Source organism: Paenibacillus alkalitolerans (assembly GCF_016482785.1).
Classification (GTDB): Bacteria; Bacillota; Bacilli; order Paenibacillales; family YIM-B00363; genus Paenibacillus_AE; species Paenibacillus_AE alkalitolerans.
Window position 1 is genome coordinate 33,043 of sequence record NZ_JAEMXM010000008.1, and the last position, 17,189, is coordinate 50,231.

Below are 17,189 nucleotides of genomic sequence, written 5' to 3' on the forward strand. Positions count from 1 at the left end.
ATTGTCGTCGGAACAACCGCGTGGAATGCGTCACGCGTTGACTTGGGGAATTCTTTATTCAGTATTGCTTATCTCATTGGTAACACCGCTAATGGTGCTTACGTTTTGGTTTCTGTCGATCCCGGCCGTGATTCTTTATGTCAAGACAAATCGTGTCTTATTTTGGGGAACGATAACCGCATCGGTGCTTATCGGCGCCGGTTTTGCCGGTGGAGCAGCGGCACAGATCTTGATGTTGGCGCTATTCTCGCTAATCCCCGCTATTGTGATCGGAAACTCGTACCGTCGATTGCATTCGGCCCGCGTTGTGCTGACAAGGGGGACCGTGGCCTTCATCTCCATGTTCCTCGCTGTGTTGGTTATCGCTGCGTCGTTGGGATTTGAGTTGAATCCTTCGATCGATGCGACGGTTCGAGAGAGCATAGAAATATTGCCCGAAGCCGTCCGGCAAACACTTGCCGCGGAAGAAATTCGTTCGCTGGTACAATTGACGCAAATGCTTGTTCCGTTATATATTTTCGGAACATCGTTCTTTATGGCGGCCGTTACTCACGCGATCGGCCGAAGAGTGTTGAACCGGCTCGGCGAAACGTTGGCCGGGTTGAAGCCGATACGACAGTGGAGATTGCCCAGAGCGTTCGTCTGGTATTACCTGATCGTATTGTTTGTAGACTTATTGACACCTGTTAAGAACGATTCGTTTTTTTCGACGGTAATCATGAATGTTGTTCCAATATTTATGTTTGTATTTGCCGTACAAGGTATTGCGTTCCTGTTTTTCATCGCGGATGCGAAACGTTGGGGCCGATGGATTCCGTGGTTGAGGATCGCCCTCATTTTGCTTGTGCCTTATCTATTTTTCTCGGCGTTCAGCTTGCTTGGGGTAATCGATACCGCATTTCCGCTTCGCGAACGGATGCGAAAACATTAGGAAGGAGAGATGTCCGGCATGCCGAAATGGTTGAACCGTAAATGGCCCGGTCCGCAAACGATTTGGACATTGGCGGCATTCGCGGCGGTTTCCCTGGCTTTGTTTGCTTGGCATTGGGCGGCCGGTGCGGCCGGGTTGTTGGTTTTGTCGGCACTCGCGCACTATTCGATAAGGCAGGAACAACGGCAGCGCAAGGAGCTGCAATCATATATCGCAACCATATCGCATCGGGTGAAACGGGCAACGAATGAACTGACCAATGAGATGCCGATCGGTATTGTTCTTTATGACGAAGATAAAAAAATCGAATGGCATAACCCTTATATTGCAAAAATGCTCGAGCGGGACACGCTGGTCGGGGAATCGGTGTTGGGGTTATGGCCGGCTTTAAAACCGCTGAAAGAAAAAGAGACCGTACAAGAGGTTTCCGTCGGCAAGCGCGTGTTTAAAGTTACCGCAAAGCCCGAAGAGCGGCTTCTTTATTTTACGGACGTTACTTCGCTGGCTGTGTTGTCCAAACGGTATGAAGAAGAAAAACTGGCGCTCGGAATATTGGTTCTCGATAACGTGGACGAAGTGACGCAAGGGATGGACGACCAGTCGCGCGGCATCGTGATGGCCAAAGTCGCGACCGTTATTAACGAATGGTCCGCCCGCAATCAAATCTATTTGCGCCGGACGGCTTCGGATCGGTACTTATTGTTGATGAACCAAAAGGCGCTAAACCAACAAGAGCAAGCCAGGTTCGACGTATTGGACGAGGTGCGCGATGCGACAAGCCATTTGAAGCTGCCCATGACGTTGAGCATCGGTGTCGCGTCCGGTGCCGACAACTTGGTAGAGCTTGGCCAGCTGGCGCAGTCGAGTTTGGATATGGCGCTCGGCCGCGGCGGAGACCAGGTAGCCGTAAAAGTGGGGCAGAAGATCAACTTTTACGGCGGACGAACGAATGCAGTGGAGAAGCGTACGCGGGTACGCGCCCGAGTCGTGTCGCATGCGCTGCGCGATTTAATTAGAGATAGCGACAAAGTTGTCATCATGGGACATAAGATTCCGGACACCGATGCGATCGGAGCCGCGATCGGAGTGATGAAGGCTGCTGAAACGTTCGGAAAAGAAGCATATATCGTTCTTGAAGGCGTCAATCCGTCGATACACCGCTTAATGGAGCTTATTTACGAGGATGAGGATCTAAGCAGGAAGTTCGTTTCACCGGAAGAAGCGCTGCAGATCACGACGGGCCGCACGTTAGCGGTGGTCGTGGACACGCACAAAGCTTCGCTTGTGGCCGAACCGAAGCTGCTCGCATTGACGAGCCGCCTTGTCGTCGTCGATCACCACCGGCGCGGCGAGGATTTTCTCAGCGAAGCGATGTTGATTTATATGGAGCCGTACGCATCGTCCACATGCGAGCTTGTGACGGAGCTGCTGCAGTACATCCATGAGGGCCTGACGCTCGGTGTCTTGGAAGCTACGGTGCTTCTTGCGGGCATCGTCACCGATACGAAGAGCTTCTCGGTCCGCACAGGCGCCCGGACGTTCGAAGCGGCGTCGTTCCTGCGCCGCAGCGGCGCAGATTCGGAACTCATACAGCGGTTAATGAAAGACGACTTAACCGGATATCTGATGAAGGCGAGTATTATTCGTCATGCCCGCATCGTACATGAGCATTTCGCTGTGGCGGTTACGGAGCCGGGTCAGAAATACCCGCAGCTGCTTATAGCGCAGGTGGCGGACACGCTGCTGAACATGCAGGGGATCGTCGCCTCGTTCGTCGTAAGCGAGCGGCCGGACGGATTGATCGGCATCAGCGCGCGGTCGATGGGGCAGGTCAACGTTCAGCTCCTAATGGAGCAGCTCGGCGGGGGAGGCCATTTGACGAATGCCGCCGCGCAAGTTGAGGGTACGCTTGCGCAAGTAAGCGGGCGTTTGCTCGCTTTGTTGAATGAAATTGAAGATCGGGAGGGGATTTTCGAATGAAAGTCATTTTCTTAAAAGATGTGAAGGGCCAAGGCAAAAAGGGCGAAGTGAAAGAGGTTTCCGAAGGATACGCTTTGAATTTTTTAATTCCGAAAGGATTCGTGAAGCCTGCTTCCGAAGGAAACATAAAGACGCTTGAAAATCAAAAACAAGCCGAAGTTCGGCGCAAAGAGCAGGAGAAAGAGGACGCTGTCGAGCTTGGCAAGAAGCTGGAGCAATTGACGGTCGTCCTTCGTTCCAAAGCGGGGGAAGGCGGCCGGCTGTTCGGATCCATTACGAATAAACAAATCGCGGAAGAGCTTGAGAAGATGAAATACAAGCTCGACAAGCGCAAGATCGTCCTCGATGAACCGATCCGCACGTTAGGCGTTACCAGCGTGCCGGTGAAGCTGCATCCGGAAGTGACGGCAACGTTGAAAGTTCAAGTGTTAGAAGGGCAATAATATGAACGGCGAATTTAATTTCGACAGAATTCCTCCTCAAAACCTGGAAGCCGAGCAAGCCGTGCTCGGAGCCGTGTTGTTGGATAGCGTAACCCTTATTACGGTAATGGAGCTGCTGCGTCCGGAAGATTTTTACCGGGAAGCGCACCGCCGTATTTACGAATCGATGGTCGATCTCAACGGCGAGAATGAGCCCGTCGACCTCATCACTTTGGCGACAAAGCTTCAGTCCAAGCAGCAGCTTGAGGAAGTCGGCGGCATCAAGTATTTGACGGAGCTGGCAAGTGCGGTTCCGACTGCGGCGAACGTTCATTATTATGCGAAGATCGTTGAAGAGAAGGCGATTCTCCGCAAGCTCATCCGCACGGCTACCGAGATCGTGACCAACGGTTATGCAGGCGCCGAGGACGTTCAAGATTTGCTGGGAGAAGCGGAGCAGCGCATTCTTGAAATATCGAATCGAAAATCCGGCTCCGGCTTCGTATCGATCAGGGATGTTCTCATGGAAGTGTTTGAAAGGGTCGAAACTCTGTACAACCAGCGCGGCGGCACGACAGGCATTCCCTCCGGATTCCCGGATCTCGACAGAATGACCGCAGGCTTTCAACGCAACGACCTTATTATCGTCGCCGCCCGTCCTTCAGTGGGCAAAACCGCCTTCGCGTTGAACGTCGCGCAGAACGTCGCGGTACGGGCGAAAGAGACGGTCGCGATTTTCTCTCTGGAGATGTCGGCGGCTCAGCTAGTGCAGCGTATTATTTGCGCCGAAGCGAATGTTGACGCTGGCCGCATGCGTACCGGCCATCTTGAAGGCGATGACTGGGAGAAGCTTACGATGGCGATCGGCACGCTGTCCGAAGCCGAAATTTACATTGACGACACGCCCGCAATCACGGTAGCCGACATCCGCGCAAAATGCCGCAGGTTGAAGAAAGAGAAGGGTCTTGGCATGATTCTGATCGACTATCTTCAGTTGATCGCAGGCCGGGGCAAGGCGGGGGAAAACCGTCAGCAGGAAGTTTCTGAAATATCCCGGACGCTGAAACAAATCGCCCGTGAGCTGGAAGTTCCCGTCATCGCGTTGTCGCAGTTAAGCCGGGGGGTCGAGCAGCGGCAGGACAAGCGCCCGATGATGTCCGACCTTCGCGAATCCGGTTCCATCGAGCAGGATGCGGATATCGTCGCGTTCTTGTACCGCGATGATTATTACAATCAAGATTCGGAGAAAAAGAATATTATCGAGATTATAATCGCCAAGCAGCGTAACGGTCCTGTGGGAACCGTGGAGCTGGTGTTCCTGAAGAGCTTCAACAAATTTGTGTCTCTCGATAAAAACCACCCGGATTCAATGCCGGCCGCGATTTGATCTCGTAAACAATGACAATTGCCGAATGTTTATGCGGGTATTCGCATAATCGTTCGGTTTTTCATTGACTTACAATGGTCTGCGTTGGTAAACTAATTATGCTTCTCAATATGAACCCGAAGGGGGAACGCTCATGTCGACGGTCGTTGTGGTAGGTACGCAATGGGGAGACGAGGGCAAAGGCAAAATTACGGATTATCTTGCCGAGACGGCGGAAGTGATCGCCCGGTATCAAGGAGGAAACAATGCCGGTCATACGATTATGATCGGAAACAAGAAATATAAATTGACTATGGTGCCATCGGGTATTTTTTATAAAGAAAAGCGCTGCGTGATCGGGAACGGAATGGTGATCAACCCGAAAGCGCTTATTGAGGAAATCGAGTACATTCACGAGAACGGGTTTTCGACAATTAATCTAAAAATAAGCGACCGTGCGCATCTTATTATGCCGTACCATCTCGTCCTTGACGGCCTGGAAGAAGAACGGAAGGGCGCAGAGAAGATCGGCACGACGCGCAAAGGCATCGGCCCGGCTTATATGGATAAAGCCGCCCGCAGCGGCATCAGAATCGGCGATCTGATGGATGCCGACGAGTTCGAGCGGAAGCTGCGCCGCATCATGGAAGACAAAAACCGGCTGTTGGCGCAAGTATACGGATCTCCTGCTCTCGATACTGAGGAGATTCTGAAGGAATATTTGGGCTATGCGGAATTTCTGCGCCCTTATGTTACGGACACATCGATTGTATTGAACGACGCCATCGATGAAGGCCGCCGCGTTCTGTTCGAAGGGGCGCAAGGCGTAATGCTCGATATCGACCATGGCACATATCCGTTCGTAACGTCATCGAATCCGTCCGCAGGCGGCGTGTGCATCGGCTCCGGAGTCGGTCCGACCAAGATTCATCAGGTCATTGGCGTAGCCAAAGCATACACCACCCGTGTGGGCGACGGCCCGTTTCCGACCGAGCTTCATAACGAAACCGGCGACAATATACGCGAGCGCGGCCATGAATACGGCACCGTTACCGGGCGTCCGCGCAGAGTCGGCTGGTTCGACAGCGTCGTGGTGCGCCACGCGCGGCGGGTAAGCGGAATAACCGGGCTGTCGCTCAATTCTTTGGACGTTCTAAGCGGGCTGGACACGGTCAAGATTTGCACCGGATACCGGTACAAGGGAGAAGTTATCGACTATTACCCGTCGAATTTGCGCGTGCTTGCCGAATGCGAAGCGGTTTATGAAGAGCTTCCGGGATGGCACGAGGATTTGTCGTCCGTCCGCTCCCTGGATGAGCTGCCGCCTAACGCGCGCCATTATGTGGAACGGGTTTCGCAGCTGACGGGAATTCCGATCTCGATCTTCTCCGTCGGGCGCAACCGCGAGCAGACAAATCTGGTTCGCCCCGTATATGCTTGAACACGCAAGCCCTCGAGGAGCTCCTCGGGGGTTTTTCTATTGTAAGTACTACGATGTGCTTGGTGGATGCAATAAGGTCGGAAATAATAGACCTTATCCGCAGGAATAGGGTCGGCATTGAGGCTGTTGATTCATTGTGAGCGATGTAACCGGAGTTTGTCCGGTTAGGAGGATGCAGATGGCAGAAAGTGAGCGTTGTAGCCGGAGTTTGTCCGGTTAGGAAGGCGCAGATGGCGGAAAGTGAGCGAGGTAACCGGAGTTTGTCCGGTTAGGAGGATGCAGATAGCCGAAAGTGAGCGTTGTAGCCGGAGTTTGTCCGGTTAGGAAGGCGCAGATGGCGGAAAGTGAGCGAGGTAACCGGAGTTTGTCCGGTTAGGAGGATGCAGATAGCCGAAAGTGAGCGTTGTAGCCGGAGTTTGTCCGGTTAGGAAGGCGCAGATGGCGGAAAGTGAGCGAGGTAACCGGAGTTTGTCCGGTTAGGAGGATGCAGATAGCCGAAAGTGAGCGTTGTAGCCGGAGTTTGTCCGGTTAGGAAGGCGCAGATGGCCGAAAATGAGCGATGTAACCGGAGTTTGTCCGGTTAGGAATGCGTAGATGGCCGAAAGTGAGTGATGTAACCGGAGTTTGTCCGGTTAGGAGGGTGCAACGGGCGACCGGAGTTTCTCCGGTTAAGAGGACGCAGATGGCCGAAAGTGCCGAGTACATGCTGTAAGCGAAAAATTTCGGCTTCAAGTTCGTGTCAACAATGAATCCACTGCCTCGAAATAGACCTTATCCACAGGAATAGGGTCGGCGCATTGAGGCTGTGTATATTGAATTCAGATTCAACTTTTTGAATTCGGTATTCGCGGCCGTGTAAGCGAAGTTTTTCAGGTAACAGCATTTAACTCTATTGCTCACAATTAATCGACAGTTTCAAAATTGATTTTATACAAATAAATAGGGTCAATATTTGACCCTGCACATGCTTTCATTGGGTCTTGTCCGCAAAATTTCGGAGTTGCGGCCGGCTCACTCAAAAATATCGGTAACTATCAATATCATTGTTTGCGCTCCCCGTCTTCCGTCAATACTGGAGATAATGAACAACACAGAGACGGGGGAATTCGGAAAGTGAAATGGCTTGGGTGGCTCTTCAAGACGGTTATTACTACGGCGATCATAACGGCGGTTTCGGTTACGGTAACGTGGTCGATGATGAACATATTTATACAACAATTGATGGGACCGTTCCAAGGGGAACACTTGACGCGTCCCGTCGCAATATCAGATTTACTTTCATATATGACCGCTCAGGCGGGATTATCTCAAAATAGCAATACGTCCGAGACACAAGATGAGAATGCAGGGAACGAATATCGCACGGAGCCTAGCGGCAACGCTAACGACAACGACAACGGCAACTCTAACGGAAGCACAAACGGAAGCACTAACGGAAGCACTAACGGCAATCCTTACGACACGCCGGATGCGCCCCCTGCTACGCAAGATTCGCCCGCATCCGAAAGCGGCTCGCCCGAGGATGCGCTGCCGGTTATGGGGAATGTGCAAGAGAAAGACGAAGTGTATCTTTCCACGGAAGAGCTTGACGCGAAGAAAGACAGCATATCCTCCGAGGACCGAATGGAAATTTTCTCGATCATGACAAGCCGTTTGCCCCCTGAGGAGATGCAAAACATCTCCAAACTGCTGGAAGGCGGCATCACATCGGCGGAATTAAGAGAAGCGGCGGACATCCTGAAAGAGCACTTGAATGAGGCGGAATACGAGAAGCTGATCGCGATACTGATGAAATATTAAGCGAATTGAACGATTGATCCGGATTTTGCACAGAAAATCCGGTCTTTTTGCGTGCAGAATCGTCCTTTCTTCACAAATCGGCCAAATTCGTATAACGAGGTTGCTCGAGAGAGATTAACTGTGTTAAAGTAGAGGAAAATTGACGGTAAATGAATATTTTCACCGTTTTTCACTGTTTTTATGCAAAAACATGAAACTTGTATCGCTAAACAGCGTGGAGGAGGCGTGCATGGTAAAGTTCAGGGGGACACTTCCGTTTTACAGAGCTTCAGAGAAGCTCAAAGACGCGGTACTGAACTTGAAGTCGAAAGGCCTTTACACGAAGATGAAGTTGCGGACTAACGACGGCATGCGGGATTCGAAGCAATGGCTTTGTACATATAAGATACAAGTTGCCGGAAGCATCGGCGCTGTCGCATTGGTAGCAGGAATCGCTTACGCAGGCAATCAGTACGTGCAGGCCAACATGAACGAAATCTACGAAGTATATGTCGACGATGAACTCATCGGTGAAGTCAGCGACCCATCTATAATTGAAAGTGTAATTGCCGCCAAATTACAGCAGTATTCGGACGAACACCCGGAAGTGCAATGGGAAATCGAGCGTGCCGGTCTTCGCCTGGAGCAAGAGCGCATCTTTATGGGCGAGGGCGAGGATGAGGATACATCCAAGCAATTGGCTTCCGTCTTGGAGGCGAAGGCTGTCGGTGTAGAACTCGTAGTGAACGGCAAATCGGTTGCAATTGTGAAGGATGAAGAGACGGCCGATCGTATATTGAACAAAATAAAGCAAAAATTCGCCGGACAAGGAGCCGCCGAAGCAGTCGGGATACTGTCGGCAGAAGCGGCTAGCAAGAACGACGACGATCTATTAGCGCAGAGCGAAGCAGTCGTCGAATCTGTTCGCATTATCGAACCGGTCGAGCTGATGAAGCGGGAAATTCAACCGAATGACGTGATGGACGAGGATGATGTCCTCGCGTATCTCTTAAAAGGGGAAACGAAACCGACCAAATATATCGTTCAAGAGGGCGACACGCTTTCGGACATCGCGAAGAAGCTCGACGTACCGCTCCAATTGATCTATACGAAGAACCAGCATAATAAGGATCTCATTGAGCGCGATCTCATTCGCACCGGGGATGTGCTGGACCTGACAATGCCGCAGCCGGCAGTGACTATCGAAACTGTTGAAACCGTTGTAGAGACGATTGGGATACAGCACGATACCATCTATGAAGAAGACAAAACGATGCGCCAAGGCCAAACGAAGACGCTTCGTACCGGTAAAGACGGGAAGAAGAAAGTAACCTATAAGCTTACCAAAGTGAACGGGTTATTAATGGACGAGAAGATTGCCGGCGAAACGGTCATCGAAGAACCGATTCCGGCGATCGTAAAGCGGGGAACGAAGGTCATTCTGGGTGAAGGAACGGGAAGGTTCATATGGCCGGTCGTTTCAGCCCGATTGACAAGCGGTTACGGCACGCGATGGGGACGCCAGCACAAAGGCGTCGACATGATTTCCGGCAATAAATCGATACTTGCGGCCGATAACGGCAAAGTCGTTCATGCGGGTACGGACGGCGGTTATGGGAAATCGGTTATTATCGATCATAAGAACGGATACCGTACGTTGTATGCTCACCTCAGCAAAATATCCGTCAAAGAAGGGCAGACGGTAGAGAAGGGCGACAAGATCGGCGTTATGGGCGATACGGGCCACTCGACCGGCGTTCATCTGCATTTCGAAGTGCACGTCAACGGAAGCGCGCGCAATCCGATGAAGTATTTGCCGTAACATGAACTTATATTTATGTATTCTGGTAAAATGGGGCAAGGCAAACGTTGCGGTTTGTCTGTGCCTCTTTTTTATTCCTATGGTAATATAGTGGGAAAGGTGGTGAACCGGCATGCAAGGTAAAATTTTAGTAGTGGACGATGAACAGCCGATTGCGGACATTTTGAAATTCAATCTGGAGAAGGAAGGCTATGAGGTCGTGTGCGCGTTCGACGGGCAGCAGGCGGTTGATCTTGCTTTTGCTGAACAGCCGGATTTAATATTGTTGGATTTGATGCTGCCGGTGAAAGACGGGATGGACGTATGCCGGGAAGTGCGCGCCAAGCTGAATACTCCCATTATCATGCTGACTGCGAAAGACACCGAATTGGATAAAGTATTGGGATTGGAGCTCGGAGCGGACGATTACGTGACGAAGCCGTTCTCCAACCGGGAGCTGTTGGCCCGAGTGAAAGCGCATCTGCGGCGGCAGAGAAACGGCGCGACGGCGGCGGAAAGCGCCGAGCTTGCAGGCAACAACACGTTGAAGCTGTTTAATCTCGTGATAGACAGCGATATGTATGTACTATATAAAGACGGTGCGGCAGTCGATTTGACGCATCGGGAGTTCGAGCTCATTCATTATCTCGCGAAGAACAACGGGAAGGTGATGACGCGCGAACATTTGCTTCAAGCCGTATGGGGGTTCGAATATTTCGGCGATGTGCGCACCGTTGACGTCACGATCCGGCGGTTGAGGGAGAAGATTGAGGACGACCCGAGCAGGCCGGAATATATTTTGACGCGCCGAGGGCTGGGCTATATGATGCGAAACCCGAAGCTGGGAGGCTTATCCTTGCAATGAAAGGCATCCGTCGGCTGCAGACGATCCAGATCCGGCTCATTGTCATCTACGTATTGCTCATCCTAATTGCGATGCAGCTTATCGGGGTGTATTTCATCCGAACGCTCGAAAGCTCGTTCTTCGGCAATTTTTACGAATCGTTAAACAAAGAAGCGTATTATTTGGCGGAGAGCGTAGAGCATTATCTGGACGCGAACATGTCCGGAACATCCGGACAAGATCAAAAAACTTACGAAGATCTCAATGAATTTATACAAAACTTCGCGCCTAACGACCGGGAGATCCAAGTGATCGATGCGAACGGGATCGTCGTCAGCGCTTCCGCGCACCGGCACCAGAGCATCGTCGGCCAGAAGAACGTGCAGACGGAAGTGACGAGGGCGCTTCAAGGCATCCGCGGCAACGAGCACACGATGATCGACGCCGACGGAAACCGCAAGCATGCGATTGCGATGCCGGTCCGCAAGGGCGGCAAAGTGATCGGCGCGGTGTACTTAGCCGCGTCAATGGAAGATTTGTTCGTTACGATGAACCGCATTAAGCAGATCCTCTTTTCAGGGACCGTTATCGCACTGGCGCTTACTGCTCTGCTGGGGATCATACTGTCGAATATGATAACCGCGCCCATTAAAGACATCACGCGAAAAGCGGCCGCCATGGCGAAAGGGAATTTCAATCAACAGGTTGCCGTGCTTACGAACGATGAAATCGGGCAGCTGGGCAACGCGTTTAACGACATGACGAACCGGCTGAAAGAAGCTCTGTCTTCGATAGAGGAAGAGAAAGATAAGCTGGCGTCGATCTTGGCGAACATGAGCGACGGAGTCATTGCGGCCGATGAGAGAGGACATACGATCGTGATGAACCGGCGCGCCCGCGAAATGTTAAAATTACCGGACACCGAGCCCGCCGAGGGCAAAGATGTGTACACGCTGCTCGGTTTACAACGGACGGGCATTACCAATTCGACATGGCAAAAAGAAGGGGGGACAATAATTGTATCGTTGGGAGACGGGACGGCGGGTGAGCCGTTGACGGTAAGGGCTACGTTCTCTCCGTTTCATCGCCGGGACCGGGGCGTTACAGGTACCGTATTGCTTCTGCACGACGTTACGGAGCAAGAAAAGCTGGAAGCATCGCGCAAAGAATTCGTGGCCAATGTATCGCATGAACTGCGTACTCCGCTGACGACAATCAAGAGTTATTTGGAAGCGTTGGACGAAGGGGCATTGGACGAACCTTCGCTCGCTCAACGGTTCGTCGGGGTTACCCGCAACGAGACGGAGCGGATGATCCGGCTAGTGAACGACTTGCTCCACCTGTCGAGATTCGATTCAAGTCAAACCGCGCTCCACCGGGAGCGCACCGATATAACGGCCATGCTGGATGAGGTGACAGACCGCTTTTCATTCCAAGCCCAGCAGAGACAAATGCGGTTGGTGGTTGAAGCGGAACGCGGCGTGCCCCCGGTGTTCGCCGACCAGGACGCCGTCGATCAAGTATTGGACAACCTTGTGTCGAATGCGATCAAATATAGTCCGGACGGCGGAGAAATCATGCTGTCTGCGCGGTTGCAAAAGATCGGAGAGACGGTGTCGGCCGGATGGGTCGAAATTTCCGTCAAGGACCGCGGCATCGGCATACCGAAGAAAGATTTGGAACGGATTTTCGAACGATTTTATCGTGTGGATAAAGCACGGTCTCGAAACATGGGGGGAACCGGGCTCGGACTTTCTATTGCCCTGGAAATAGTGAAGGCTCATGGGGGGACCATTCGTATCGATTCTGAAGCGGGAGAGGGGACAACGGTTGTCTTTACTTTGCCGGTGTTTACAGAGGAGCGTGACATACGGTGATGGAAAAAGTGAAAACGCTTGTTCTCACGGTTCTTGTGGGCGCCAGTCTCGTTCAGAGCTATTTGCTCGCATACAGTTCCCCGAAATTCGATACGATGATTCCTGTCGATTACGTGGAGTCGAAACTGGAAGGGACTCAAGCCGAGTTAAGCCAACTGCTGTTTCCGAAGGATATCGTTCTGCATTTCGGCGATGATCAGCACACGATACTCTACCCCAATATGACGTTCTACCAAATGATATTGGACGTAGTGAAACAACGCACGTTCGACGGCATACGCGAAGCGGGCGAACTGCCATCCGGACAAAGTCCGCGGGATTCTCTCGGGCTGGAGATTCGGTTTCCCTCCGGAATCCCGTTCACATTGCTGGAGCAAATCATGCAGCTAAAGGGCGATTCTTTGGCCGATGCGAAGCCGGTCGACCGCATCTGGATCTTCACAAGAGCCGACCGGGACGAGGTGCGTGTATTTTTCGCCGGCAGCGGAGGTACCGTGTATGAAGCCGCCAAGGCGGATTTAACGGTGAAGGACGTGGAACGGTTTGTCGCATTCGGTTCGGCGCGCACGAAATATCGAATGTACGGGGGGAGACATTACTTGCCGGCCGAGCCGCTGCAGATGGTCGGCTATGAACTCAATTACCGCCTGTTTACAGCCGAGCAGCTTCAGCGCAGCTTATTCCCCGACCCGTACAGCACAAGAATTTTGCGCGAACGCAACGGTTCTGAAATTTATACGGACGGCAAGCGGGGATTGCGGCTATCGACAGGGCAGCATTGGATGAGTTACTCGGATCCGGCTGCCCCTGTCGAAGGGACCCATAATGAATTGCGTACCTCTTTATCGGCGGTCCAGTTTATTAATCGTCACGGAGGCTGGAACGGCAATTATATGGTAAGCGCGTTGAGGCGGGAATCGGCGGTGAGCGACGAACAAACCATCTGGTTCCGGCAATATGCGGGCAATTATCCGGGATCGTTCCCCATCGTATCTTCCGAGGGAGGACTGCCGTTCGGAACGATTCGGCTGACTCTTCAAAACGGTGTCGTTACCGCATACGAGCGGTCGGTCATCCAATTGGAAGGGGAGAAATCCGAGCGTAAATTAAAGGAACTGCCTGGAGGCGAGACGCTGGAAGACATGCTTCGATCGTACGAAAAGTACGAACTGGTACGCAATGTGATGCCCGCGTACAGGTTGCTGTTGGATGAGGAAAACGATAAAGCGACATTGGAGCCCATTTGGTCGGTGGAATTGATCGACGGAACGTATGAAGCTTTGTCGGGGAAAGGGGCGAGATAATGGATTGGAGCCGCGCGAAATCGGTTCTCATCGTATCGTTCTTCCTGCTGAACATACTTCTGGGATTTCAATTATGGGCCGGCAAAATGGGGATCGATACGTTCTCCGAAGCGGGAGAGAGAAGGGAAGAGATGAACCGGCTGCTCGCATCGAAACAAATCGCGATAGAGGCTGAGGTGCCGGAAGCGACCCCGAAGTTGAATGAAATAACGGTCCGGTTAAAAGACGGTGTGCCGTCTCCACAGAAACAACCCCTTGATTATCCGTTTGAGCTGAGGCTTCTGTCCAGCGCAGCGGACATCAGAGGATTGCTTGTAAAGGAAGTGCCGGAAATCGGAGAATACGAACCGGACCCTCATGCCGCTAACGGGGCGAAAGCGGTATATATTATGAACCAGCTTCATAACGGGCTTCCGATGTTTGAAGTGAGAGTGGAGCTTTACGCCGAGAAAGACACCGTTAAATCTTACCGCAAGCTTTACGCCGAGGTCCAGAATGCGGGTACCGGGAGCGGAGAAGGGCAGCAGGTGCTATCCGCTTATATCGTGCTCTCGAGCTTGGCGGAAAATTATTTGCCTGTCGGTGCGAAGATTAGGGATGTGCGTCTAGGGTATCACGGTCCCATCTTCGAATCGGAGACGCAAGTATTGGCTCCGTACTGGCGGGTTGCTCTCGCCGGCGGGGATGTGTATTATGTGCACGCTATAAACGGAGCCGTGGAAGGGCCGATCTCTTTAGGGGATACTAAGGATAAAAAATGACACAGTCAAGCAGGGGAGAACGTGCGGGTATGGGGATACGTTTTACAGTGCTGTCGAGCGGGTCGACAGGGAATGCGACGCTCGTGGAATGTGGGGATCGGAAAGTGCTGCTGGATGCGGGTTTAAGCATGAAGCGGATCGAGCAGCTGCTGGCGGAAAGGGGCGTTCGGGCGGATGAACTGAGCTGTATGTTCGTCACTCACGAACATTCGGACCATGTGAAAGGACTCGGCGCTTTGGCGCGGAAATACTCGCTCCCGGTCTATGCGAATGCGAAGACGTGGAACGAATTGGACCGTCTGGCGGGCGATATCTCGGAAGAGCAGCGACGGACGTTCGTCACCGGGGAATCGGTCTGCGTCGGCGAACTGACGGTGGAGTCGTTCCCGATTTCGCACGATGCGGCCGATCCCGTCGCATATAATTTCTGCGCGGACAACTTCAAACTAAGCATTGCGACCGACATCGGGTATATGAGCCCCGTTGTGAAAGAGAAAATCCGGGACGCCGACGTGCTTGTCTTGGAGTCGAATCATGACATACAGATGCTGAGAGTCGGAAAATATCCATGGAATGTGAAACGCCGCATATTGGGCGATCTCGGCCATCTGTCCAACGACGCGGCCGGGGAAGCCCTCTGCGAGCTGCTGTCTCAGCGCACGAAGCGGGTTTATCTTGCGCATTTAAGCAGGGATCACAATCAAATGGATTTGGCCAAGCTGACGGTGCATAACATATTGAAGGAGTCCGGCATCAGTACTATGGAACGCCCCGTGCGAATAATGGATACATACTGGGATCGTCCGACCGAATGGGATTGGGTGAATCGGGAAGAACAAACCGAAGAGAACGCCCATGGAGCGTCCTCCGCCTAATATTACGAAGAAACATCCGTCCCGTTGTTGAAGCCGGTTGCGATCCGGTCATCTTCTTGCTCCAGCCGGGCGGCTCTCATATGGAACTCTTCGGCGGTGAGGACACCTTTTTCAATAAGGATTTCAATCAATGCGCTTATTGCGAGGGTGTTATTATAGTGTGAATGTTTCAAATCGGCGATGCTGCCGGCCAGATTTACTTGTTCCCAAGCGTTTGCGTTCCGTTTCATAGTCAAAGTCTCCTTCGGTTTGGAATTCTATTATTATTCTTATGAGAATCTCTTGTTACTATTTTAGGTAGATGTTGGGGAAAACATTCCTGTTTTTTGTGCGCGGCCCGATTTTTGGGTAAAATGTTGAGAGGAATGGAACTTACGGGATGATTAGTTGCTTGTACGGGGAGGAGGCGCTGCGATGAGTTTGTTTGACGACGATGAGTTTTATTCTCCCAAGTTGTCCCGTTGGAGGAGGAGACGTATAGCTTCCGCTCCCTGGCCTTCATGGCGGCGATCGGGAAGGTACACTTCGTTAATTGCCGCTTCGGTAGCGGGAGGAGCTCTCCTAATGCTGATTCTCGTTACTCCGTTGTTTGTTCTAAGTTGGGCGGACAGAGACGATGGCGGCGGCGGAATAGCGGACGTTGCCGAGCAGCCGGAGCAGGTCGTTCGGGTCGTCGAAGCGCTGAAGCCGGCTATTGTCAGCGTAGTCAGCGCACATGAAGGAGAAGCAGGCTCGGAAGGGATTTCGGAAGCGTCTATCGGCTCCGGCATTGTAATTGCAAAAGACGGAACGCGCGGACGAATCGTCACCAATTATCATGTCATTGAGGGAGCCACCTCCATTGAAGTAGTGCTTTCCGACGGAGAGCGGCTGGATGCGAAGCTAATCGGCGGAGACGCGTTGACGGATTTGGCCGTGCTTGAGGCGGACGGACGGAAGCTGCCGCGCATAGCGGAATTCGGCGACTCGGGGAAATTACGCGAGGGCGAGGCGGTCATCGCGATCGGCCATCCGTTCGGGCTCGGATTTTCGCCGACGTTCACGTTAGGCATTATTTCTTCGCTTCATCGCATTATTCCGATTTCATTAGCGATGGACGGCAACATCGATTGGGAAATGGACTTGCTGCAGACCGATGCGGCGATCAACCACGGGAATAGCGGCGGAGCGTTGGTCGGGTTGGACGGCAAGGTGATCGGCATCAACTCCATGAAGGTGGCGCAGCCGGGCGTTGAAGGACTCGGTTTTGCGATTCCGAGCAACGTCGCCTCTCCCATTATTCGCGAGCTTGAGCAATACGGGAAAATCCGCCGCCCTTATATGGGCGTAGCGACGGTGGATTTGGGTTTGTATAGAGATAGCGGAAAAACGGAAGATGTGCTGAAAATACCGGCGGAAGTGACCGACGGAATAATTGTGCTTGAAGCGTATGGACCGTCGAAAGAAGCGGGATTGCGCACGAACGACGTCATCGTGTCGCTGGACGGCGTTTCGATCGACAGCACGCTGGCGCTGCGCAAATTCTTGTATACGAACAAGAAGGTCGGCGATAAAGTTAGGGTCGAGTATTACCGGGGAAATAAGGAGAACACCGTTGACGTGCGTCTAACCGAGAGTCCGGAGCAGTGACGTTCGTGACTGTTGGCGGTTTCCCGCCGTCCGTCTTCGGTTTTAGAGGAACTCCATTCCCTTATTTCATGAATGTCGGGCTGCTTGGCAAAAATAGCGGAACTACAGTCACTTATTCCTACGGAATTCGGGAGATTGTCCCCGAAACCGGCTAAATAAGTGACCAGAGTTCCGCTATT

14 protein-coding genes are annotated in these 17,189 nt (G+C 52.4%); 13 read left to right on the forward strand and 1 reads right to left on the reverse strand.

Annotation, left to right across the window (positions count from 1 at the left end; genetic code table 11):
• The first annotated feature begins 1 nt into the window (after nucleotide 1).
• The 12 genes from JET16_RS14390 to JET16_RS14445 all read left to right on the forward strand — a co-directional run bounded on the left by JET16_RS14390 (nucleotide 2) and on the right by JET16_RS14445 (nucleotide 15,381).
• Entirely contained in the window at nucleotides 2–931 is a 930-nt protein-coding gene (locus tag JET16_RS14390) for a DUF2232 domain-containing protein (RefSeq protein ID WP_199616933.1), read from the forward strand.
• 18 nt (nucleotides 932–949) lie between these two features.
• A complete protein-coding gene (locus tag JET16_RS14395; RefSeq protein ID WP_199616935.1) occupies nucleotides 950–2,911 on the forward strand; it encodes a DHH family phosphoesterase in 1,962 nt (653 codons plus the stop codon).
• Nucleotides 2,908–3,354 (forward strand): 50S ribosomal protein L9, encoded by a 447-nt coding sequence (rplI, locus tag JET16_RS14400; protein ID WP_199616937.1) that lies wholly within the window; start codon nucleotides 2,908–2,910, stop codon nucleotides 3,352–3,354. The genes JET16_RS14395 and rplI overlap by 4 nt, the downstream gene beginning before the upstream one ends.
• A 1-nt stretch (nucleotide 3,355) precedes the next feature.
• Nucleotides 3,356–4,720: a replicative DNA helicase gene (dnaB, locus tag JET16_RS14405; protein WP_199616939.1), complete on the forward strand. Its 1,365-nt coding sequence runs from the start codon at nucleotides 3,356–3,358 to the stop codon at nucleotides 4,718–4,720.
• A 133-nt stretch (nucleotides 4,721–4,853) separates the two neighbouring features.
• Nucleotides 4,854–6,140, forward strand: a complete 1,287-nt coding sequence (locus tag JET16_RS14410) for an adenylosuccinate synthase (protein WP_199616941.1) — start codon at nucleotides 4,854–4,856, stop codon at nucleotides 6,138–6,140.
• Between the two features lie 1,113 nt (nucleotides 6,141–7,253).
• Nucleotides 7,254–7,940, forward strand: a complete 687-nt coding sequence (locus tag JET16_RS14415; RefSeq protein WP_199616943.1) for an EF-hand domain-containing protein — start codon at nucleotides 7,254–7,256, stop codon at nucleotides 7,938–7,940.
• A 229-nt stretch (nucleotides 7,941–8,169) separates the two neighbouring features.
• Entirely contained in the window at nucleotides 8,170–9,741 is a 1,572-nt protein-coding gene (locus JET16_RS14420) for a M23 family metallopeptidase (protein ID WP_199616945.1), read from the forward strand.
• Between the two features lie 112 nt (nucleotides 9,742–9,853).
• Complete coding sequence (yycF, locus tag JET16_RS14425; protein ID WP_199616947.1) at nucleotides 9,854–10,585, forward strand: response regulator YycF; 732 nt, start codon at nucleotides 9,854–9,856, stop codon at nucleotides 10,583–10,585.
• Nucleotides 10,582–12,441 (forward strand): cell wall metabolism sensor histidine kinase WalK, encoded by a 1,860-nt coding sequence (walK, locus tag JET16_RS14430; RefSeq protein WP_199616949.1) that lies wholly within the window; start codon nucleotides 10,582–10,584, stop codon nucleotides 12,439–12,441. The genes yycF and walK overlap by 4 nt, the downstream gene beginning before the upstream one ends.
• Nucleotides 12,441–13,745 carry a YycH family regulatory protein gene (locus JET16_RS14435; RefSeq protein ID WP_199616950.1) on the forward strand — a complete coding sequence of 435 codons (1,305 nt, stop codon included), beginning with the start codon at nucleotides 12,441–12,443 and terminating at the stop codon, nucleotides 13,743–13,745. Before walK ends, JET16_RS14435 begins: the two co-directional genes overlap by 1 nt.
• Entirely contained in the window at nucleotides 13,745–14,506 is a 762-nt protein-coding gene (gene yycI / locus JET16_RS14440) for a two-component system regulatory protein YycI (protein ID WP_199616951.1), read from the forward strand. Before JET16_RS14435 ends, yycI begins: the two co-directional genes overlap by 1 nt.
• Before the next feature lie 29 nt (nucleotides 14,507–14,535).
• The gene (locus tag JET16_RS14445; protein ID WP_199616952.1) at nucleotides 14,536–15,381 is read left to right on the forward strand and encodes an MBL fold metallo-hydrolase; all 846 of its coding nucleotides are present in this window, start codon (nucleotides 14,536–14,538) and stop codon (nucleotides 15,379–15,381) included.
• Nucleotides 15,382–15,383: 2 nt separating this feature from the next.
• Here JET16_RS14445 and JET16_RS14450 read toward each other — a convergent pair whose 3' ends face one another.
• Nucleotides 15,384–15,611 carry a hypothetical protein gene (locus JET16_RS14450; protein ID WP_199616953.1) on the reverse strand — a complete coding sequence of 76 codons (228 nt, stop codon included), beginning with the start codon at nucleotides 15,609–15,611 and terminating at the stop codon, nucleotides 15,384–15,386.
• Nucleotides 15,612–15,795: 184 nt separating this feature from the next.
• Here JET16_RS14450 and JET16_RS14455 point away from each other — a divergent pair, with 184 nt between their 5' ends.
• The gene (locus tag JET16_RS14455) at nucleotides 15,796–17,010 is read left to right on the forward strand and encodes a S1C family serine protease (protein ID WP_199616954.1); all 1,215 of its coding nucleotides are present in this window, start codon (nucleotides 15,796–15,798) and stop codon (nucleotides 17,008–17,010) included.
• The last annotated feature ends 179 nt before the right edge of the window (nucleotides 17,011–17,189 follow it).